The organism is Nocardia asteroides (genome assembly GCF_021183625.1).
GTDB lineage: Bacteria > Actinomycetota > Actinomycetes > Mycobacteriales > Mycobacteriaceae > Nocardia > Nocardia asteroides_A.
Window position 1 is genome coordinate 6,095,200 of record NZ_CP089214.1, and the last position, 21,798, is coordinate 6,116,997.

At 75.0% G+C, this 21,798-nt stretch carries 14 protein-coding genes; 8 read left to right on the forward strand and 6 right to left on the reverse strand.

Annotation, left to right across the window (positions count from 1 at the left end):
* Positions 1–84: 84 nt before the first annotated feature.
* The gene (locus LTT61_RS28150; RefSeq protein ID WP_233017026.1) at positions 85–4,641 is read right to left on the reverse strand and encodes a cation-translocating P-type ATPase; all 4,557 of its coding nucleotides are present in this window, start codon (positions 4,639–4,641) and stop codon (positions 85–87) included.
* A gap of 473 nt (positions 4,642–5,114) precedes the next feature.
* On the opposite strand from LTT61_RS28150, the gene LTT61_RS28155 reads away from it, so the two are divergent.
* The 4 genes from LTT61_RS28155 to LTT61_RS28170 all read left to right on the forward strand — a co-directional run bounded on the left by LTT61_RS28155 (position 5,115) and on the right by LTT61_RS28170 (position 8,110).
* Positions 5,115–5,825, forward strand: a complete 711-nt coding sequence (locus tag LTT61_RS28155) for a response regulator transcription factor (RefSeq protein ID WP_233017027.1) — start codon at positions 5,115–5,117, stop codon at positions 5,823–5,825.
* An 88-nt stretch (positions 5,826–5,913) separates the two neighbouring features.
* Entirely contained in the window at positions 5,914–6,456 is a 543-nt protein-coding gene (gene ectA, locus LTT61_RS28160) for a diaminobutyrate acetyltransferase (RefSeq protein WP_233017028.1), read from the forward strand.
* Positions 6,453–7,715 (forward strand): diaminobutyrate--2-oxoglutarate transaminase, encoded by a 1,263-nt coding sequence (gene ectB, locus LTT61_RS28165; protein ID WP_233017029.1) that lies wholly within the window; start codon positions 6,453–6,455, stop codon positions 7,713–7,715. The genes ectA and ectB overlap by 4 nt, the downstream gene beginning before the upstream one ends.
* 2 nt (positions 7,716–7,717) lie before the next feature.
* Entirely contained in the window at positions 7,718–8,110 is a 393-nt protein-coding gene (locus LTT61_RS28170; protein WP_233017030.1) for an ectoine synthase, read from the forward strand.
* A gap of 54 nt (positions 8,111–8,164) precedes the next feature.
* On the opposite strand, the gene erm is transcribed toward LTT61_RS28170, so the two are convergent.
* Together erm and LTT61_RS28180 are read right to left on the reverse strand one after the other, a co-directional pair.
* Positions 8,165–8,941: a 23S ribosomal RNA methyltransferase Erm gene (gene erm / locus LTT61_RS28175; protein ID WP_233017031.1), complete on the reverse strand. Its 777-nt coding sequence runs from the start codon at positions 8,939–8,941 to the stop codon at positions 8,165–8,167.
* A gap of 427 nt (positions 8,942–9,368) precedes the next feature.
* Positions 9,369–13,967: a hypothetical protein gene (locus LTT61_RS28180; protein ID WP_233017032.1), complete on the reverse strand. Its 4,599-nt coding sequence runs from the start codon at positions 13,965–13,967 to the stop codon at positions 9,369–9,371.
* Between the two features lie 133 nt (positions 13,968–14,100).
* Here LTT61_RS28180 and LTT61_RS28185 point away from each other — a divergent pair, with 133 nt between their 5' ends.
* The gene (locus tag LTT61_RS28185; protein WP_233017033.1) at positions 14,101–15,474 is read left to right on the forward strand and encodes an FAD-dependent oxidoreductase; all 1,374 of its coding nucleotides are present in this window, start codon (positions 14,101–14,103) and stop codon (positions 15,472–15,474) included.
* Between the two features lie 9 nt (positions 15,475–15,483).
* On the opposite strand, the gene LTT61_RS28190 is transcribed toward LTT61_RS28185, so the two are convergent.
* Positions 15,484–15,870: an ankyrin repeat domain-containing protein gene (locus tag LTT61_RS28190; protein ID WP_233017034.1), complete on the reverse strand. Its 387-nt coding sequence runs from the start codon at positions 15,868–15,870 to the stop codon at positions 15,484–15,486.
* A gap of 4 nt (positions 15,871–15,874) precedes the next feature.
* Positions 15,875–16,510: a UdgX family uracil-DNA binding protein gene (locus LTT61_RS28195; RefSeq protein WP_233017035.1), complete on the reverse strand. Its 636-nt coding sequence runs from the start codon at positions 16,508–16,510 to the stop codon at positions 15,875–15,877.
* 115 nt (positions 16,511–16,625) lie between these two features.
* Here LTT61_RS28195 and LTT61_RS28200 point away from each other — a divergent pair, with 115 nt between their 5' ends.
* Positions 16,626–17,651, forward strand: a complete 1,026-nt coding sequence (locus tag LTT61_RS28200) for a DNA topoisomerase IB (RefSeq protein WP_233017036.1) — start codon at positions 16,626–16,628, stop codon at positions 17,649–17,651.
* 92 nt (positions 17,652–17,743) lie between these two features.
* Here LTT61_RS28200 and LTT61_RS28205 read toward each other — a convergent pair whose 3' ends face one another.
* Positions 17,744–20,296, reverse strand: a complete 2,553-nt coding sequence (locus LTT61_RS28205; RefSeq protein WP_233017037.1) for a LuxR C-terminal-related transcriptional regulator — start codon at positions 20,294–20,296, stop codon at positions 17,744–17,746.
* Positions 20,297–20,471: 175 nt separating this feature from the next.
* On the opposite strand from LTT61_RS28205, the gene LTT61_RS28210 reads away from it, so the two are divergent.
* Together LTT61_RS28210 and LTT61_RS28215 are read left to right on the forward strand one after the other, a co-directional pair.
* Entirely contained in the window at positions 20,472–20,882 is a 411-nt protein-coding gene (locus tag LTT61_RS28210; RefSeq protein WP_233017038.1) for a DUF7144 family membrane protein, read from the forward strand.
* A 139-nt stretch (positions 20,883–21,021) separates the two neighbouring features.
* Entirely contained in the window at positions 21,022–21,792 is a 771-nt protein-coding gene (locus LTT61_RS28215; protein ID WP_332909211.1) for a DUF6328 family protein, read from the forward strand.
* Positions 21,793–21,798 lie beyond the last annotated feature (6 nt).

A 21,798-nucleotide genomic window follows, 5' to 3' on the forward strand; every position in this document is an offset into this window, starting at 1 on the left:
TCCACTCGGTCCTTCGTCCTGGCCGCGCCGTTCCACCCGGGCGAAGATCGAAACCGGAAGACAGCGGTACGGCGCGGGCCGGTGTTACGCCGCCGAGGGGAGCAGCCGGGGGAGGACCGCGGCGCCCGCGGTCGCCGCCACCGCCGACCCGGTCGCGACGGTCCAGCCGATCGGGCCGAGCGGCGTGCAGCCGAAGTAGTGGCAGAGCCCCGGCGTCATGACGATGGCGCCGAGCACCGCGCCGCTGGCGGCGGTGGTCACCCAGACCATCGGGCTGCGCCGCCCGGAGAGCAGCGTCTGCCCCAGCTGGGTGCCGATCAGCGCGACCAGCCCGATGGTCGCCGCGCGCTGCTCGGAGGCGAGCACCCGCCCGGTGGTCCAGGCCACCGCCGCCCCGGTCGCGGTGACCGCGCCGCGCAGCGCCAGCGTGCGCAGCAGGTCGTCGCCGAGGTCGGCGGGCGGTATCTCGGCCAGCTGCGCCGCCCGCTTCGCGACGACGGCGGCCCCGTCGGCGCCCGCCTCCGGCCCGGCCTCCGCGCTGCTCGGCGAGAGCGCGAGCGCCAGCGCGGGGAACATGTCGGTGAGCATGTTGACCAGCAGGAACTGCCTGGTCCCGAGCGGCGCGCGGCCGTTCACGGCGGTGCCGTACGCGGTGAACGCCACCTCGCCCGCGTTCCCGCCGACCAGCACCCCGACCGCGTCGGTGACCCGCTGCCACATGCCGCGCCCCTCCACCAGCGCGTGCAGCAGCGCGGTCGGATCCGGGTCGGTGAGCACCAGGTCGGCGGCGTTGCGCGCGGCCGCCGAGCCGTGCGCGGCGAGCCCGATCCCGATGTCGGCGGTGCGGATGGCGGCGGCGTCGTTGGCGCCGTCGCCGGTCATCCCGACCACGTGCCCGCCGCGCCGCAGCGCGGCCACGATCCGCACCTTCTGCTCCGGGTTCACCCGCGCGAAGACCGTGCTGCGCTCGATCAGCTCGTTCTGCTCGCGCTCGGCCAGCCGGTCCAGGTCGGCGCCGGTCGCCACCTCGCGCACGGCGATCCCGAGCTGCTCGGCCACCGCGACCGCCGTCACCGGGTGGTCGCCGGTGATCATCCGGACGCTGATCCCGTTGTCCTGCAACGCCTTCACCAGCGGGACGGTCTGCGGCCGCGGGGTGTCGGCGAGCCCGACGAAGCCGAGCAGGGTGAGCTCGCCGATCGCGCCCTCCACGTCGTCCGGCCGGTCCGCGAGGTCGCGCCTTGCCACCACCAGCACCCGCAGCCCGCGCTCGGCGAGCTCGTGCACCGCGCGCCGCGCCCGCTCGCGCACCGCGTCGGTGAGCTCGACGGCGCCGTCGGCGGTGCGCGCCTTCGCGCAGCGCGGCAGCACCACCTCGGGCGCGCCCTTCACCACCAGCCGCAGCCGCTTCGAGGTCTTGCCGAGCGCGGCGGCGTAGCCGCGGTTCGACTCGAAGGGGATCTCGTCGATCGGGTCCCAGCGGTGCGCCTCGTCGCCGAGCACCTCGGCTGCGGCGTCGAGGACCGCGCGGTCGGTGGCGTGCAGCACCGGGCCGTCGGCCGGGTCGGGGCAGGCCCGCGCTGCCGCGCGCAGCAGCCGCCGCGCGTCGTCGGAGCCGGCGCCGGAGTCCCACCGCCCGTCCAGGTCGGCCAGCATGACCAGGCGCAGGCGGCCCTCGGTGAGGGTGCCGGTCTTGTCGAAGCAAAGCGTGTCCACCCGGCCGAGCGCCTCCACCGTCCGGCTGGCCCGGACCAGCACCCCGTAGCGGGAGAGCCGCCGCGCCGCCGCCAGCTGCGCCACCGTCGCCACCAGCGGCAGCCCCTCCGGCACCGCCGAGACCGCCACCGCGACCCCGTCCGAGACCGCCGCCCGCAGCGTATTGCCGCGCACTCCGCCGAGCAGCGCGACCAGCCCGCCGCCCGCGAGCGTGAAGGGCAGCGCCTTGTCGGTGAGCTTGCGCAGCTGCGCCTGCACCCCGGCCTTGTCCGGCGGCACCGCGCCCGCGGTGGCCCGGCCCGCCTGGGTGTCCTCGCCGACCGCGACCACGACGGCCAGCGCGGAGCCGTTCACCACCGTGGTTCCCTCGAAGACCATGCAGGAACGGTCGGCGGGGGCAGCGCCGGGCGTCGGCGCGACCCGCTTCTCCACCGTCACCGACTCGCCGGTCAGCCCGGACTCGTCCAGCTCGAGGTCGTCGGTCCACAGCAGCCTGGCGTCCGCGGGCACCACCTCGCCCGCGCGCACCAGGATCAGGTCGCCGACGGTGAGCAGCTCGGCGCTGACCTCCTCGGTCGCCGGATCGCGCTCCTCCCGTTCCGCGCGCGCCACCAAGACCCCGGTGAGCTGCTCGTTCTCCATGAGGTGGTGCAGCGCGCGCTCGGCCCGCTGCCGCTGTCGCGCGGAGATCACCGCGTTCACCGCGAGCACCGAGGAGAGCAGTACCGCGTCGCCGGGCGAGCCGAGGATGGCGGTGGCGACGGCGCCGACGCCGAGGATCGGGGTCAGCGGGTCGTCCAGTTCGCGGCGCAGGTGCCCGGCGAAGGCGAAGGCGGGCGCCAGCCGGGCCCGCACCGGGCCGTCCGACGGCGTCCGGGCGACGCGGTCGGCCACCGCGGGCGGCTCCGGGAGCCTGCGCAGCGCCTCGTCGGGCTGCAGCGCGTGCCACGGCAGCAGCGGCGCGGGCGCGCTGCGCGGCTCGACCCGCACCGCCCGCCAGCCGGTGATCGCGCCGTTCAGCAGCCCGGCGCAGTGCGCGGCCAGCATCGGGGTCCCGTGCGCGCCGCGCCCGGGGGAGACGGCGAGCACCAGCCCGCCGAGCGTGGCCGCGGAGAGCGCGAGCGAGCGGCCGCGCTCGCTGACCTCGCGCGCGGGGGCCACCGTGGCCAGCACCCGCTGCACCTGGTCGAGATCCCGGCACACCAGGTCGGCGCCCCACGGCACCTGCTGCGTGCCGACGTCGGCGCCGAGCAGCCCGATGCCGACATCCGCCCAGGCCAGCGCCTTGTGCGCGCGCGGGCTCAAGACCGCGACGGTGCGGCCGTCCGCCTGCAGCTCGTGCACCAGCGTGCTGAAGGAGACGGTGCCGGGCACGAACTCGTCCACCAGCGAGCGCAGCTCGGCGGCGTCCTGCCCCGCGGCCAGCACCACCCGCAGCCCGGCCGCGCGGGCCGCGGTGAGCACGCCGTGCGCCCGCCGGTCGATCTCCCGCCCGACCAGCACCCGGCCCAGCACCCGCTCGCCCGCGCGCAGCTCGCGCCGCACCGGACGCATGGTCGGGCCGCGGTCGGCGGTGCCGGAGTCCGGGTGCACCAGCCGCGGCTGCCCCTTCGGGGTCTTCCGGCCGTGCTCGGCGGTGGCGTCCCAGAGCAGCCGCTGCGCCGCGCTCCAGACCTGCTCGGCGGAGTGCTCGTCGCCCGCCTCGGCCGCCAGCACCACGCGGCGGTCGGTGAGCAGCGCCTCGCCGTCGATCAGCAGGGTGTCGAGCCGGTCCAGCCTGCGCAGCGCGCCGGGGTGCAGGGTGAGCACCCCGGCCCTGGCCAGCAGGGTGGAGACGGTGGTGCTGAAGGCCTCGCGGCTGGCCCGCGCCGCCTTGGGCGCGCCGAGCGCGAGCGCGTCCGCGGTGTCGCCGAACCGGCCGCCCGCCACCAGTGCGGCCGCGCCTGCCAGCGAGCCGCCCGCCGTCTCGTCGGCCACCCGCTCCACCGGCCCGCGCGGCAGCGGCACCGGACGGTCGTGGCCGGGCAGCGGATCGGTGACGCCGTCGGACTCGTGGTGCAGCTCGGCCTCCCAGGCCAGCCAGCGCTGGTGCCTGGCCACCGCCTCGGTCAGCATGAGGGCCCGCTGCGCGGTGTCGACCAGCAGGTTCGGCACGCCGTCGGTGCCGCTCTCGCCGAGCGCCGTCCCCAGCGCGTTGGCCAGCGTGAGCAGCAGGTCGGCGCGCGGCCTGCCGAGCCGCTCCTCCAGCACCAGGCGCACCCGGGGCTGGGTGTCGGCCAGCGCCGCCAGCGAACGCGCCGCGCGCACCGGCGCGCGCAGCGGAAGCAGCGCGGTGGTGCCGGAGGCGGCCAGCGCGGCCAGGTCGCCGAGCACGCCGATGGCGGCGGCGAGCAGCGGCTCCCGATCGCCGGGGTGCTCGTCGCCGCGGCTCCAATCCAGCTCCGCGACCTCGGTGAACTCCTCCACCCGTTCGATCGCCGCGAGCAGCTCGGGCAGGTCGCTCGCGCCATCGGCGAGCGCGACGACCACCCGCCCGGTCACCGCGTTCACCCGGTACCAGTCGACGCCGTCGAGCCGGCCCAGCTGCTTCTCCAGCGCGCGCAGCACCGCCGGGTGCTTGCCGCTGCCGAGGCCGCGCACCTCGACCGTCGCGCGATCCCCGGTCACCGCCACCCTGCGCTGGTGCCGGTCCGGGCGCGGGTCGACGAGCGCGGCGAGGTCGGTGCGCAGGGCGTGCTCCGGGCCGCCGTCCAGCAGCTCCCCGGCCGCCCTTGCGCCGCTCTCCAGCGCGCTCATCGGCGCCTCCGCGATCCGGGTGCTCGCCGCCGCCGCGAACAGCACACCGGTCCGCGCGACCCCCATCAGCACCGAGGCCGGAGCCTCCACCCACCACGACGACAGCGCTCCGCGCACAGATAAAGCCATGGGAGGCGGCTACCCGAGGCGATTTGTCCGAAACGGCGTCGAACACGTCCTCGGACGGGTGGTCTCCGTCACGAAAGGACAGTGGCACCAGTCACACTTCCGTGTCGCGCCCGGCCTCCGGGTCAACCGTCGCGGGCGCGTCCGCGACGGGTCGCCCGTGGCGCCGCCAGATTCGGCGTTACCCCAGTGCGCCGGGGGTTTCCGTGGGGTCGGCTCCGGGTGCCGGGAAGGGTCCGTCAGCCCCCTGAACGACGGCGCCTACCCCGCACACCTACTACTGAACTCAGTAGATGTGCGCTCGTGCCAGTGTTACGAACTGTTTACTGTCGGAGAGGGCAGGGTAACCGAACAACAGCCGGGCGGACCGAAGCTCCAGCCGAGGCGGTAATGCTCGAAGCGCGGGAGAGCCCCGGGGCCGAGGATGCGATTCTCCTCGTCACGGCGGTTCCGTGCCTGTCGGCAGAGGGATGGTAGTGAGCGCGAGATTGATGATCGTCGAGGACGACACCCGGGGGCGGGACGCACTGCGCCTGGCTATGGAGGACGAAGGCTACAACGTCGCCGAGGCCGGGGAAGTGGGTACCGCGCTCGACCAACTGCGTACCAACGGCGTACCAGATGTCATGATCGTCGACCTGATGGCGGACGAGACCCAGGGCTTCGACTGCATCCGTGCGATCCGCAGGGACCACGACGTCCCGATCATCGTGGTCGGTGCCCGCGACGGAACCAACGACGTGGTGGCCGCGCTCGAGGCCGGTGCGGACGACTTCCTGGCGAAGCCGTTCGAGATCAGGGAGATGACGGCCCGCATGCGTGCGCTGTGCCGCAGGGCCGGTTACGCCGCGGAGCGCTCCGGCGCCAGGGAGCTGGTGCTCGACGCCGATCCCGAGCAGCCGCTGGTGCTCGCGCCCGCCGCGGGCGCGGTGCGCAGGGGCGAGACGGAGCTGCACCTGACGCTGACCGAGTTCCGCCTGCTCTGCGAGCTCGCCGAGACCCCGGGGCGCGTGCTCAGCAGGCAGACCCTGCTGGCGAACGTCTGGGAGCGCGGCTTCTACGGCGACGAGCGGATCGTCGACGTCCACATGCGGAGACTGCGCACCAAGATCGAGCGCGACCCCTCCGACCCGAAGGTCGTCGTCACCGTGCGCGGCCTCGGCTACCGCCTGGATCTCCAGCACTGAACGCACGGAATTGCCAACGACTCGACCGGTTCAGCTCACCGATCCTTCGCAAGCCTGGACGAGTACACGAACCCGACGAGGGAGATGTATGTCAACGCCAACCCTGTCCCCGCCGACCGTGCGCGACACCGAGCGCGGCCGGACCGTGCTGCGGGCGCCCCGCGTGGGCGACGCCGCGCAGATCTGGCGGATCGCCAAGGACTCCCAGGTGCTCGACGCCAACTCGAGCTACGCCTACCTGCTCTGGTGCCGTGATTTCCCGGCCACCTCGGTGGTCGCCGAGGTCGACGGCGAGGTGGTCGGCTTCGTGATCGGCTTCGTCCGCCCCAAGGCGCCGGACACCGTCTTCGTCTGGCAGGTGGCGGTCGACCCGTCGCAGCGCGGCCGGGGCACCGGGACCGCGCTGCTGCACAAACTGCTCGACGACACCGCCGCCGCGGGCGTCTCGGTCCTGGAGACCACGGTCTCCCCGGACAACGAGGCGTCGATCGCGATGTTCGGCTCGGTCGCCCGCAAGCGCGGCGCGGAGATGATCAAGCGCCCGCTGTTCGACCCATCGGCCTTCCCCGACGACCACGAGGCCGAAGACCTGTACACGATCGCCCCCAGCACCCCGGAGGAGCACCGATGATCACTGCCGAGACCACCGTGTTCGAGAGCCTCGAGTCCAATGTCCGGGGCTACTGCCGCTCCTGGCCGACGCTCTTCACCACCGCCAAGGGCGCCTGGCTCAAGGACGAGGAGGGCAGGGACTTCCTCGACTTCTTCGCCGGCGCGGGCGCGCTGAACTACGGCCACAACAACGACCTGCTCAAGAAGCCGCTGCTCGATTACATCGCGAGCGACGGAATCACCCACGGCCTGGACATGTCCACCGCGGCCAAGCGCGAGCTGCTCGTCACCATCCGGGACACCCTGCTCGTCCCGCGCGGGCTGGACTACAAGGTGCAGTTCCCCGGCCCGACCGGCGCCAACGCCGTCGAGGCCGCGCTCAAGCTGGCCCGCAAGATCACCGGCCGCAAGACCATCCTGAGCTTCACCAACGCCTTCCACGGCATGACGCTCGGCGCGCTCTCGGTCACCGGCAACGCGGCCAAGCGGGCCGGTGCCGGCGTGCCGCTGGTGCACGCCACCCCGATGCCCTACGACGGCTACTTCGACAACACCACCGCCGACTTCCAGTGGATGGAGCGGGTGCTGGACGACACCTCGTCCGGCTTCGACCGCCCGGCCGCGGTGATCGTCGAGACCGTGCAGGGCGAGGGCGGCGTGAACCTGGCCCGCCCGGAGTGGCTGCGGCACCTGGCCGAGCTGTGCTCCGCGCGCGGCATCCTGCTGATCGTCGACGACGTGCAGATGGGCTGCGGCCGCACCGGCCCGTTCTTCTCCTTCGAGACCGCGGGCATCACCCCGGACATCGTGACGCTCTCCAAGTCGATCGGCGGCTACGGCCTGCCGATGGCGCTCGTGCTCTTCAAGCCCGAGCACGACCAGTGGAATCCGGGCGAGCACAACGGCACCTTCCGCGGCAACAACCCGGCCTTCGTCACCGCGACCGCCGCGCTGCGGCACTACTGGAGCGACGACACGCTGGAGCGGGCGACGCTGGCCAACGGCGACGTGGTCGCCGCCGAGCTGGGCAAGCTCACCGAGCGCTTCCCCGGGCTCTCCACCCGCGGCCGCGGTATGGTGCACGGCCTGGTCTTCGATGATCCGGGCCAGGCCGGGAAGGTCGGCCAGGCGGCGTTCGAACGCGGCCTGCTGGTGGAGACCTCGGGCTCCATGGACGAGGTCGTCAAGCTGCTGCCGCCGCTGACCCTGACCAGCGACGAACTCACCGAGGGCCTCGCCCGGCTCGGCGCGGCCGTCGACAACGTGATGGGAGGATGAGCATGATCGTGCGAACCACCGAGGAGATCACCGGGACCGAGCGTGACGTGGCAGGCGAGGGCTGGCGCAGCAAGCGCATCGTGCTCGGCGGCGACGGCGTCGGGTTCAGTTTCCACGAGACCACCATCGAGGCGGGCTCGACGCACGTCTTCCACTACCTCAACCACATCGAGGCCGTCTGGCTGACCGAGGGCGAGGGGACGCTGCACGACCTGGACAACGACGTCACCTACGAGCTCGGCCCCGGCTCGATGTACCTGCTGAACGGGCACGAGAAGCACCGGCTGGAGGCGCACACCCGGCTGCGCATGCTGTGCGTGTTCAACCCGCCGGTCACCGGGCAGGAGGTGCACGACGAGAACGGGGTCTACCCGCTCGTCGTCGTGAACACCTGAGTTTCCACCGCCGACTCGAGCCGCCACCCCCTCCGGGTGGCGGCTCGAGTTCGTTCACAGGGCTCGGAAGACGGTGAGCCACTGGGCGGGCGTGACCAGCCCCACCGGGGTGTCCGGATCGAGTCCCGCTGTCCCGCAGGCACTCCGAACCCGCGCCCGGGGGTGCTCGCGGGCGAGGGAGGCGCCGAACGAGCCGCCCGCGCCCGCGAAGCCGAGGTGGACCAGGCGCCGGTAGCTCGCCAGGCGCTCCGCCGGAAGCAGCGGCCGGCCGCGGCGGCGTACGAGCAGTACCGCCGCGTCCACGGCGGGAACCGGGTAGAAGCTGTCCCGGCCCACCCGCGGCCCGAGCGCCAGCGCCGTCCGCGGCCAGTGCGTGATCGCCAGCCGGGACCAGCGGCCGTAGTCGCCGCTGTGCTTGCGCGCGAACTCGCGCTGGGTGAGCAGGGTGGCCCCGGTCAACGCGGGGGCGTCGAGGCACCAGCGCAGGATGTCGGTGCTCGCCGCGAACGGGATGTTCGCCACCACCGCGAACGGCTCATCCGGTGGCTCTGTCGTTCGGAAGTCGCTGTGCTGGATGGTAATTCGCGGGTGATCGCGGTAGCGGGCACGGAGCCGTTCCGCGTGGTGCGGGTCCAGCTCGTAGGCGCGCACCCGGTCCGCCGCGCGGAGCAGCGCCCCGGTGAGCGCACCCGCGCCCGGGCCGGGTTCGAGCACGAGATCGGCGGGCGTCAGCTCGGCGGCGCGAACGATCGCGCGCACCGCCGCGGGGTCGACGAGGAAATTCTGGGACAGCCGGGCGCGGACGCGCGCCGGCCGGGAATGGCGAGGCATGGGATCCTTCGGCAGAAGGCGAATCGGGAACCGGGTGATGGCGCCTGACCCATGCCGGGCACGGCTTCGACGGCCTGCTTCAGGCCGTTCGGGAAAGGGGAGTGCGGTGCGCCGGCGGGCCTAGGCGGCGTGGCGCGGGCGTGCGGACGGCACCGAACGCGCGCTCACGACCGCGCTGAACTCGCCGGGGCTGGCTCCCATGCCGGGGACGGTACCGCGCCGGGCCTTTCTCGCGCCATGGGTTTTCACCGCTGCGCGGGCGAGCTCCGTTGTTCGCGCAGGGCTCCGCCGCTGAAGCGGAGCGCTGCCGCTGGGGTGCTGCCGCTGGGGTGCTGCCGCTGGGGTGCTGCCGCTGGGGTGCTGCCGCTGGTGCGGGCGCTGCCGCTGCCGCCGGCTAAGGCGCTGCTGCCGTCCGGTCGGGCTCCGGTCAGTCCTCGCGCAGTTCCTTCAGACTCGCCGCCGCACGCGACTCACCGTGCGCGGCCGCGGCCCGCCACCACGCCTCCGCGCCGGCCCGGTCGCCCTCGTCGCGCAGGATCGAGCCGAGGTCGTAGGCGGCGGCGACGTGCCCCGCCTCGGCGGCCTGGGTCAGCAGGCCGCGTGCGGACTCGGTGTCGCCGCGGCGGTACATGGCGAGGCCGAGGTCGTACAGGGCGCCGCGGTAACCGGGGTCACCGATTATCCCGCCCTGGCCGCGCGGTACCGGCGGAGGGCCGTAGACGCTGCGGCGCGGAGGGAGGGTGTCGGGGTTGTGCTGGAGCGTTGCCGCGCTCCAGCCGCCGAACCCGGTCGGTTCCGCCTCGGGTGCGCCGCCCGCTTGCCGAGGTGCGTCCGGCCCGGCGGCTCGCGGTTCTCCCGGATCTGCGCTCACGTCCGCTCGCCGCGGTGCGTCGAGGTCGGCTTGCTGTGCTGCGTCCTGGTCCCCTCGCTGCCGTGCGTCGAGGTCGGCTCGCTGTGCCGCGTTCTGGTCCCCTCGCCGCGGTGCGTCGAGGTCGGCTCGCTGTGCCGCGTTCTGGTCCCCTCGCCGCGGTGCGTCGAGGTCGGCGCTCAGCGCTGCGTCCTGGTCCGCTCGCTGCGGCGTATCGCGCCCGGCTTGCTGTGCTGTGTTCTGGTCCGCTCGCTGCGGCACATTGCGGTCGACGCGCAGCGCCACGTTTTGATCGGCCACCTGCGGCGCCTGCCGGTCGGCCGGCGCGCTCGCCTCCTGTCGCGTCTCCAGACCCCGCCCGGCCGGCCCCGCGTCACGCTCGGCCTGCCCGTCCGCGCGAGACGTTGCCGTGTTCGCCTCGTGCGGCTGCGTACCGCCGCGCGGCGCGGCCGCGCCGTTCCCCGGCGCGACTCCGTGCACCCGCTGACCGGCGCGCGGGGTGGCTCCGTCCGTGCCCGAGCCGGCCGCCTCGGGCGGTCCGTAGCTGCGCGACGCCGCTGCACCGACGTCGGGCGCGGAATTCTGCGCCCGACGCTCCGTGCGCGGGGTCGCCGTTTCGACCCCGGGGGTGGCCCGCTCCGGGGGCCTTCCGTCGCGCGAGGCCGGTGCACCCGCATCGGGCGCGGTCCGCTTCGGGAGTGCTCCGGCGCGCGGCCCGTTCGCCTGGCCGTCCGGCACGGTCCCACTCGGCTGCCTTCTCGCCGGCGGCGTAGCCGTACTCGCCTCGTGCGACCGCACAATGCCGTGCGGCACGACCGCATCGCCCTCGGGCGCGACCTCTTGTGACCGCTTCTCGGAGCGGGGGGCAACCACGCCGGCAGCGGGCGCGGTCGGCTCCGGCCGCCTACCGGCGCGAGGGGTGCCCGCATCGGGCGCGGCCTGGTTCGAGCGCATTCCGTTGCGCGGCGCGGTGGTGTCGTCTCCGGGTGCGGTCTCTCGCTGCCGCCCGTCGGCGCGTGCCGCATTCGTGCCGGCCCCGGGCGTGCGCCGCTCCGGCTGCGCCCTCGGAGGTAGCGCGGTGCCTCCGGGAGCGGCCTGCCTCGGCTGTCCTCCCGGAGGTGCCGCAGTTGTGCTCGCGGGAGTGGCTTGCCTCGGTTCTCCTGCCGGAGGTGCCGCAGTTGTGCTCGCGGGAGTGGCTTGCCTCGGTTCTCCTGCCGGAGGTGCCGCAGTTGTGCTCGCGGGAGTGGCTTGCCTCGGTTCTCCTGCCGGAGGGGCCGCAGTTGTGCCCCCGGACGTGGCCTGCCTCGGTTCTCCCGGGGGCAGCCCAGTTGTGCTGAGGTGCGGCTGTTCTCCGGGGCGAGGCGCGGTCGTCCCGGCTTCGGGCGGGGTTTGAGCCGGCCGCTCACCGGGGCGCGACGCCGACCCACCGGCGTTGGGAGCGCCATCTTCCGCACGCCCGCCGAGGCGTGGTGTCACCGAGCCGCTCGGTGCGACTTCGCGCGGCGATGGGCCGATCGGCGGCGCGGTTGTGCCGCCCGCGACCACATCCGGTCGAGCGCCGATGCGCGACGTCACTGTGCCGTGCGGTGCGACCTCGCGTGGCCGGGAGTCGACCTGCTCTCCGGCAGCGTCGGCGCCGAGGGCGGCCTTTTCCGGTCGCTCGTCGCTGCTGGACGCTGTCGTGCTCGCGGGTCGATGGTCCGTCCCGCGCCGACCGGTAACCGGCGCAGGACGGTCGAGCGTGCCTTCGCCGCGACCATCGGCGGCGCTCTCCGCCGGGACAAGCCGACGTGGGCCGCCGAGCCGGTCGGCAGGGGCTGTGCCCTGCGCGCCCGGCGCGCGAGCATCCGCAGCGGCGCCTCCGCCGCGCCGCGGCAGGCCACCCGAGCCGCGCGGGTGCCCATCGGGCGTCACTCCCGACCCTGCCTCCGGGTTTCGCGGCGCCGCGCCGCGTACTCCGGTTTCCGTGGCCCGCACAGTCGCGCTGCTCGGTCCCGCCGCCGAGGTTCGGCGCGCGTCACTCGGTTCCGCTGCCGGGGTTGGGCGGATTGCGTCACTCGGTTCCGCTGCCGGGGTTGGGCCGGCTGCGCTGCTCGGCTCCGCTGCCGGAGTTGGGCCGGCTGCGCTGCTCAGTTCCGCTGCCGGAGTTGGGCCGGGAGCGTCACTCGGCTCCGCTGCCGGAGTTGGGCCGGCCGCGCTGCTCGTTCCCGCTTTCGGGGTTCGCGGGGGCGAACCGTTCGACCCCGCCTCCGGAGTTCCGCCCGGCGCTCCGCCGGAGCGATCCGCGCTCCCGGCGCGAGCATCGTCGCCTGGTTCCCGCACTCCGTGCCGATGCGGCTGGGTCGGCGCCGGCCGCTCCCCGCGCAGCGCCTGCAACCGCGCGGCGAAACTCTGCCGCCGCTGGTCCGACTCGTCACCGCGCATGCCGTGCAGCCCGGCCGCCAGGTTCGCCCCGGCCGCACTCGGCTGGGCACCGGTCGACGTCGGCCGGTTCTGCCTGGCCTGCCCGTGCCGCCCGGTCAGCTTCTCGCCCGCCGCTGTCGGCCGCTGCCCGTACCGCGACTCGCGGATGTCCGGCCGCCGCCCCGCTCGCGTCGGCAGCGCATGCTGGCCGCCGGTCCGCGCGGGCGGTTGCCCGTCCTTTCGCGGCTGATCCCGACCCGGCTCGTCGCCCGGCCGCCCGGGCCCTGCCGTCCGGTCCGGCTCGCCGACCCGGCGCTCGGATGCCGCCGGTCGGCCCGATCCGTCGGCCTGTTGCCCAGATCCTGCCGTCCGGTCGGGCTCGTCGTTCCGCCGCTCGGGTCCCGGCGTCCGGTCGGGCTCGTCGTTCCGCCGCTCGGATCCTGCCGTCCGTTCCGGCTCGCGACCCCGCCGCTCGGGTCCCGCCATCCGGTCCGGCTCGTTGTTCCGCCGCTCGGATCCCGGCGTCCGGTCCGGCTCGTCGTTCCGCCGGACGGACCCTGCCGTCCGTTCCGGCTCGCGACCCCGCCGCTCGGATCCCGCCGCCCGGTCGAGCTCGCCTGCCCGCCGCTCGGATCCCGCCGCTCGATCCGGCCCGTCGTTCCGCCGGACGATTTGCGCCGCTCGGCTCCGCGCGTCGGCCGCCCGCTTGGACCCGCTCGCACGGCTCTGCTCCGCAACCTCCGCACCGGATTCCACCGGCCGCTCGGCTCGGCCTCCGCCGCGCGCCGGCTCATCCGCGGACCGAGCCGGTCCCGCGTGCTCACTACGCACCCCGTCGGCCGGAGCCTGCTCGCCGACGCCCCGCTGTCCTGAGCCGGTGTTCGCCGCCCGCGGCTCCTCGACCACAACCCCTTCCGAACGGACCCCCGGCCCGAACGGCGCCTCCTCCCCGAGCCCCTCGGGAACCGGCGGCAACTCCCCGCTGGGCCGCCGGACGGGGGCATCCTCCGGCGCCTGCCGATCCCACCGCCCCGCCGACCCGTCCGCGGGCGGCGCGTAGTCCCGCCTGCTCACCCACCCGCCTGCACGCCGCGCGACCTCCCCCTTCACCTCGGGCACGGCGCCGGTGTCGACGAGCACGACCCGTCCACCGTCCGGCCGCTCGGCCCGGTAGCGAACGGGCAGCGTGACGTACTGGTCGTCGAGTAGCTGCGCCTCGTTCTCCCGCGGTGCGGCGGGCTCGGCGTCGAGCGCGGTGGTGGCGATCTCGACCACGAGGTTGGCGAAGTTCGGCGGCCCCTCGCCGACGCTGCACCAGAGCGTGACGCGCCCGTCGGGCAGGTGCTCGACGAGGATGCCGTAGTTCCCCTCCCAGGACTTCTGCACGCCGCGGTCGTCCACCCAGACCGGGGTGAGGGTGAAGAGCGCCTCGGCGGAGTTACCGGCGAGCTCGACGCTGAGCCCGGTCGCGAGCGCGTCGCCCCAGACGTCGATGCCGCCGAGCCGCCTGCCGTCGAAGCGGACGTGCCCGTCGAGCACGGAGAGCCCGATGCCCCAGCCGCGCAATCCGGCGGGCGGCGCGGCGGAAAGTGCTGTCATCGCCAGCCGCGCGCCGGGCGCCCCGAACTCCTCGGAGTACATGGGGTAGACCAGGCTGCCGTTGTAGCGGATCGGCTCGGCGCTGGTGTATTGCGTGGCGAGGATCTTCCCGGGCGGCGAATGGCGTTCGTACCATTGCGAATACGACTCGGTCATGTCGCCACCCTTTCCTGGTCTCGCGCCGGGCCCCGATCGCGCGCGGTGGCCCGCTCCACCGTACTAGGCGCGGGCGCGGTGGTCGCGGCATCGCGGGCCGGTCCGGACACCCGCCGGGCGTACCGTGACGCCCATGAGCGAGCGACTGGTGGTGATCGGCGGGGACGCGACCGGAATGGCCGCGGCGTCGCAGGCACGGCGGCTGAAGGACGCGGGCGAGCTGGAGATCGTGGTCTTCGAGCGCGGGCATTTCGCCTCGTATTCGGCCTGCGGCATCCCGTACTGGGTCGGCGGCGCGGTGCTCGAGCGGGACGAGCTGATCGCCAGGACCCCGGCGGAGCACCGCGAGCGCGACATCGACCTGCGCTTCGGCCACGAGGTGCTGGAGCTGGACCCCGCGGGCCACCGGGTGCTGGTCCGCGACGACGGCGGCACGGAATCCTGGACCGGATACGACAAACTCGTCATCGCCACCGGCGCCAGGCCGGTGCGCCCGCCGCTGCCAGGCATCGACGCCCCCGGCGTGCACGGCGTGCAGACCCTGGACGACGGGCAGGCGCTCATCGACACCCTGACCGGCCAGGAGTCCGGCGACGCGGTGGTGATCGGCGCCGGGTACATCGGCGTCGAGATGGCGGAGGCGCTCATCCAGCGCGGCTACCGGGTGACCATGCTGCACCGCGGCGCCGAGCCCATGTCCACCCTCGACCCGGACATGGGCGCGCTGGTGCGCGAGGCGATGGACGGCATGGGCATCACCGTCGTCAACCACGCCGACGTGACCGCGATCCACACCGCCCCCGACGGCCGGGTGCGCGCGGTCGGGACGGCCGACGGCGAGTACCCGGCCGACGTGGTCGTGCTCGGCCTCGGCGTGCGCCCGGCCACCGAGCTGGCGGCCGCGGCCGGGCTGCCGCTGGGGGCGGAGGGCGGGCTCCTCACCGACCTGGCCATGCGGGTGCGCGGCCACACCGACATCTGGGCCGGCGGCGACTGCGTCGAGGTGCTCGACCTGGTGTCCGGGCGGCTGCGGCACATCGCGCTCGGCACGCACGCCAACAAGCACGGGCAGATCATCGGCACCGGGGTCGGCGGCGGGTACGCGACCTTCCCCGGCGTGGTCGGCACCGCGGTGAGCAAGGTCTGCGCGCTGGAGGTCGCCAGGACCGGGCTGCGCGAGGCGGACGCCACCGCGGCCGGGTTGCAGTTCGTGAGCGTCACCATCGAGTCGACCAGCCGGGCCGGGTACTACCCGGACGCCACTCCGATGACGGTGAAGATGCTGGCCGAGCGGCGCACCGGCCGGTTGCTCGGCACCCAGATCGTGGGTCGGGAGGGCGCGGGCAAGCGGGTCGACATCGCCGCCGTCGCGCTGACCGCCCGGATGACGGTCGAGCAGATGACCACCCTCGACCTCGGCTACGCCCCGCCCTACTCGCCGGTCTGGGATCCGGTGCTGGTCGCCGCCCGCAAGGCGGTGGCCGCGGTCCGCGCCGCCGGGTGGTGAGGCGGGCCCTCAGCCGAACAGCTCGAGCAGCTCGGCCTGCCCGAACATGGTCGCCGCCGCGCGCGCCGACGGGCTCCCGGCGTCCGGGTCCGCCCCGCGGGCGACCAGCGCCCGCACCACCTCGGTTTCGCCTTTGAACACGGCTCCGGCCAGCGGCGTCTGCCCGCGATCGTTGGCCAGGTCCGGGTCGGCACCCCGCTCCAGCAGCACCCGGACCGCGTCGACGTGCCCGTGGTAGGCGGCCAGCATGACGAGGGTGTCCCCGCGATCGTTGCTGAGATCGACCGGCACCCCGGCATCCAGGTAGCCGGCGAGTCGCGCCGCCGCGCCGGTCCGGGCCAGGTCGAAGATCCGGCCGGCCAGCTCCACCACCTCGGGGTCGGGAGTCTCGCTCACCGGTTCATCGTGACAGAGCCTCCAGCGCCGTCCGTGCCCGGCCGAGGTCGGCGGTGAACTCGCGGTACGCGGCCGCCCGGTCCGGCGCGCGCAGCACCGCCGACGGGTGCACCGTGGCGAGCACCGCGTGCTCCGGCAGCTCGATGAGCTCGCCGCGCCGCTCGCTCACCCGGAACCCGGTGCCGAGCACCGCCTGCGCCGCGATGGCGCCGAGGCAGAGCACCAGCCGCGGCCGCACCGCGCGCAGCTCGGCGGCGAGCCAGGGCGCACAGGCCACGATCTCGGTGCGGCCCGGCTGTTTGTGGATCCGCCGCTTGCCGCGCTCGGTGAAGCGGAAGTGTTTGACCGCGTTGGTGAGGTAGCAGCCGTCCCGGTCGATGCCCGCCTCGTCCAGCGCCCGGTTCAGCAGCGCGCCCGCGGGCCCGACGAACGGGTGCCCGCTCCGGTCCTCCTGATCGCCCGGCTGCTCGCCGATCAGCAACACCGCGGCATGCGCCGGCCCCTCGCCGAACACCGTCTGCGTGGCGTCCCGGTGGAGCTCGCACCCCCTGCACCCGGCCGCGGCCGCGCGCAGCTCCGGCAGCCCGGCGCCCTCGGGCACGAATTGCGCCGCACCCGGCGCCTTTCCGCGAGCGGCCATGGCCGGCCCCCTCTCGTCGAGTGTGCTCGCTGTACCCGGGCCCCCGAGCCGGAAACCGCGGCGCTCACCACCGGAATAGCAGGAATGAGCGGGCGCGGTGAAGGTATCCGCAGGTATGCGGTTACGACGGAGCGACCCCAGCGGGCCCGGCCTGCGACGGGTGCGTCGCGGCAAGGGCTTCTCGTACCACACCGCCGACGGCGGCCCGGCCGACCCGGAGGACGTCGAGCGCATCCGCGCGCTGGTGATCCCGCCCGCCTGGAAGAACGTGTGGATCAGCGCGCACCCGAACGGCCACATCCAGGCCGTCGGCACCGACGCGGCCGGGCGCAAGCAGTACCTCTACCACGAGCGCTGGCGCTCGGCGCGGGACGAGGAGAAGTTCGACCGGGTGCTCACGCTGGCCGCGAAGCTGCCGACGGTGCGCGAGCGGGTCCACGCCGACCTGGGGCTGAGCGGGCTGCCGCGGCGCCGGGTGGAGGCGGTCGCCGTCGACCTGCTCGACCGCGGGGTCTTCCGGGTCGGCGGCGAGGAGTACGCGGAGGAGAACGGCACCCGCGGCGTCGCCACCCTGCTGCGCGAGCAGGTGACGGTGAGCGGCGACGCCATGCTCTTCGACTACATCGCCAAGAGCGGGGTGCACCGCCGGGTCCGGGTCACCGACGCGCGGCTGGCGCGGGCGGTGCGCTCGCTGCGCCGCAGCCGCTCCGGCTCGGACCGGCTGCTCGTCTACCGGCAGGGCGACGCCTACCGCGAGCTGCACGCCGACGACATCAACGCCCGCTTCAAGGAGCTCGCCGACTGCGAGTGCAGCGCCAAGGACCTGCGCACCTGGCAGGGCACGGTGCTGGCCGCGGTTACCTTCGCCGCGCTCGGCCGCCCCGACTCCGAGCGCGGCCGCAAGCGGGTGCGCAAGGAGGTCTACGAGGCGGTCGCCGAGGCGCTCGGCAACACCCCGACCGTCGCCCGCGAGTCCTATGTCGACCCGCGCGTGGTGCGCGCCTGGGAGAACGGCGACACCATCGCCAACGCGCTGCCGCGTGCGGAGAAGCAGAAGGACGAGGACGCCCGCCGCGATGTCGTCGAACGGGCGGTGATCCGCCTCCTCCGCGACCGCGACCGGGCGCGCCGCGCGGCCTGACGCGCACCGCCGCCGCGCAGCCTGACGCGCACCGCCGGCCGGCGCGCTCGTGCCGCGGCCGCGGTCGGCACGGGCGGCTGCGGCAGCGCTCGTCAGAGCAGCCCCAGGTGCCGCGCCCGATCCAGCGCGCCGGTGCGCGAGTGCGCGTGCAGCTTGGTGTAGATGCCGCGCAGATGCGTCTTCACGGTGTTCACCGAGATGCCGAGGTCGGCGGCGATCTCACCCGCCGTCCGCCCGGAGGGCAGCCGGGCGAGCACCTGCCACTCGGTCTCGGTGAGGCCGTGCTCCGCCCGCCCGCGCCCACCGGCCGCGTGCCCGCGCACCGCCGCCACGAAGGGGTCCCGGTGCCCGAAACACCCCGCCGTCTCGTCCAGCATCCCGATCACCCCCGGCACCTCGAGGAACGGCCGGACCAGGTGCTCCGGCTCGGCGAGCTCGACCGCCGACTCCAGGCAGCCGCGGGCGCGCGCCTGCATCCCGGTGGCCCGGTGCGCGGCGGCGAGCAGCAGCAGCGCCGTCACCCCGGTCACCCGCGGCACGGCCGTCCCGGCGATCGGCTCCAGCAGCGACCGCACCGCCTTCGGCCGCCCGGCCGCGTGCGCGAGCGCCGCAGCCCCGACCGCCACGTCCGGCAGCTCCCCGAGCCGCTCGCGCGCGCGGTCGAGCAGGCCGCGCGCGGCCACCGGCTCGTGCACCGCGAGCAGCTCCCACACGGCGTGCCGCACCAGCCCGCTCACCACCGCCGGGCGCGGGTGCCGGTCGAGCAGCGCGAGCAGCTGCTCGCGCAGCGCGGTCACCGCCGCGTACCGATCGTCGGCCTGTCCGCAGCGCATCAGCAACCCCAGCACCAGCGCGTGGCTGCCCGCCACCGGATCCGCCACCCCGGCCGCGTCCGGCCGCATCGCGAGCACCCCGTCCAGCGCCGCCCCGCCCTGCTCCGCCCCGCGCAGGTACCCGGAGAAGGCGAGCATGGCGCGCGCCTGGGCGACGTCGGTCACCTCGGGGACGCCGTGCCGTGCCGCGCAGTCCAGCGCGTACCCGGCCCGCCGCCGCATCCCGCCGAGATCGTCGGCGAGCCCGGCGGCCATGGCGAGCCGGGTGGCCGCGCGCACCACCAGCCGCGGCTGCCCGGTGCTCTCGGCCAGGGTGAGCGCGCGGCGCAACAGCTCCTCGCCGCGCTCCCGGCCGCCGTCGAGCACCGCCAGCGTCGCCCACTGCACCGCCGCGTAGCCGTCGATGTCCGGGTGCGCGGTGCTCGGCGGCTCCGCGCCCGGGCTCCGCGCGCCCGCGTTGACCAGCGCCGCCTCCAGCCCGGCGGCCCCCGCCAGCGCGGCCACCCAGCCGGGCGGCGCGAACGACGGGGTCCCGCTCCTGGTGGCGAGCACGTCGAGGTAGGCGACGGCGTTCGCGTTCTCGCCGCGCACCAGCGCGTCCACCGCGCGCAGCGCCCAGACGAACGGGTCGTCGGCGAGCAGTGGCCGCTCCCTGGTCAGCGGGGTCAGCAGGCTCGGGCCGTCGCCGGCGAGCACCACCGCGGGGCCGCTGGTGCGCAGGTAGCCGCGGATCGGCTCGTCGTCCGGCTGGGCGAGCAGGTGCGGCAGCGCGGCCGAGCTCAGCCCGGCCGCCTGCAGCCACTGCGCGGTCACCAGGCGCAGCCCGGCCGCGCGCTCCCGGCCCAGCCGGTTCACCTCGGCCAGCAGGAAGGCGCGCAGCAGCGGGTGGTAGCGGTACCAGAGCGTGCCCGCCGCGCCGGTGCGGGTGAGCGGGAAGCCGAGCCGCTCCAGCCGGTCGAGCAGGTCGCCGGTGTCCGGCCCGGCCAGCAGCGCGGCCAGCGGCTCGGTGAACTCCTCCGGCACGCTGGTCAGCACCAGGAAGTCGCGCACCGCGGCGGGCAGCGAGTCGAGCAGCTCGCCGATCAGGAAGTCGGAGACCGCGGCGGCCGGCCTGGCCAGCACCGCCAGCGCGGCGCTCCGATCGCCGGGGTAGGCGTCCAGGTAGAGCGCGGCGATCCGGACCAGCGCGGGCCAGCCGCGGGTGAGCCGCATGATCGCGTCCAGCTCGGCGGGCTCCGGCGGGCAGCCCTGCGCCGCGCAGACCAGCGCCGCCTCGGCCTCGGTGAAGGCGAGCCGGTCCGCGCCGAAGCGGCGCATGCGCTGGTCCGGCATGGTGTGCCAGCGCAGCGGCGGGTCGAAGCGCCCGGAGAGCACGGTGACCAGGGTCGGCGGCGCCAGCCGGAGGAACTGCTCCAGCCCGGCCAGCACCAGCGGGTCGTCGATCAGGTGCACGTCGTCGATGACGAGCACGGTGTGCGGGGCATCGTCGGGCCTGGCGGCGAGCAGCGCGGTGAGCGCGCTCGCCGGGGTGCGCTGCCCGGCGGTGGGGTCGGGCAGGCCGAGCCGCGCCGCCAGCACACCGGCGAAGGCGGTCACCGCCGCGCGCTCCGGGGTGACGGTCAGCAGCGCGACCGCGAATCGGCTCTGCTCGGCCCACGCGGTGAGCACCGAGGTGCGGCCGCTGCCCGCGGGGGCGCTCAGCACCAGTACCCGCGCCGCGCCCGGCCGGACCGCCGCCTCGATCGCCGCGACCAGCGCGGGCCGCGCGATCGTGCGCGAACCGACCGTGCCGATCCGGGTCGAGAGCACCATGCCGCCTCCTCGGACGGTCCATCGAGCTACTTCCGGGCAAATCGTTCCTCGAAAAGTGAAGATACCCCGTTTCCGCTGGTAGCAATAGAACTCACCCGAATCGGGTGATGTGCCCGGCGGGTCGGGGGAGGAGATTCGGCGACACCGAACACCCACCCGACGAGAGGGGTCTCCCATGACACACGCAGGCGAAACCGGACACCCCGTCCGCCAGGGCTTCGCGGCGGCGACATCGATCGCGGCCTCGATACTGCTGCTCGCCGTCGCCGTGCTCTCGGTGCTGCAGGGCATCTCGGCGGTCGCGGACGATTCGCTGTTCGTGGTCGGCCCGGACTACGTGTACTCGCTCGACACCACCACCTGGGGCTGGATCCACATCGTGCTCGGCGTGCTGCTCGGCATCGCGGCGGTCGGGCTGATGACCGGCGCCACCTGGGCCAGGATCACCGCGATCGGGCTCGCGGCGCTCTCGATCGTGAGCAACTTCCTCTGGCTGCCGTACTACCCGGCGTGGTCGCTGCTGGTCATCGCGCTGGACGTGGTGGTCATCTGGGCCGTCGCCACCTGGCGCCCCGAAGCGGGCTGAGCCAGGACGCACGACCGGCGGGTACCGGGGCCTCGGCTCCGGTACCCGCTTCCCGTGTGCGGTGGCCGCCCGGCCCGAATGAACGCCGGGGAACGGGGTAGCACCGAAGGCGAGCACACGGGCAGGAGCAGTGACGGCCATGACCGGAAACGAGGGTGGTCCGCGACCACGCGGCGACCGGACCGGCGATCCCGAGGGCGACGCCTGGAACTGGCAGGCCCGCGGCGAGACCCCCACCGAGCGGCTGGACCGCAACTTCGGCCAGCTGCTCCAGGAGCTGCGGGTGCTGCAGACCGGCGTCCAGCTGCTCACCGGCCTGCTGCTGATCCTGCCCTTCCAGGACGGCTTCGAGGAGCTCGGCGCCGCCGAGCGCGGCATCTACCTGGCCGCGGTCACCTTCGCCATGACGGCGACGGTCGTGCTCGTCGCTCCGGTCGCCTGGCACCGCGTGCTGTTCCGGCGCAGGCGGCTGGAGGACGTCGTCTCGGCGGCGCACCGCTGCGCGCTGGTCGGGCTGGTCCTGCTCGGCCTCGCGCTCACCGCGGTGGTGGTGCTGATCGTCGCGGCCGTGATCGGCATGATCGCGGCGGTGCCCGCGGGCATCGGCACCGGGCTGCTCTTCCTCACCGTGTGGCTGCTGGTGCCGCTGCGACACCGGCGCACCCCGCTCGACCCGGACCGGCGGGAGCCGGCCCGCGGCCGCACCATCCGCCCCGACCCGCGCTCCGGCGACGACGCCGCGCACCCGGTCACCACCACCGTCGACGTCACCACCCCCGACACCGCATCGACCAGCAGGACCTCCCGCGCCAGGCGACGCTCGGGGCCGCTGCCCCCGCCCACCCGGCGGTCGGGCGGCCGCGACGGCCGCTCCGCCGACCGGAGCGGCAGCGCCCCGAACCCGGCCTGACCCCCA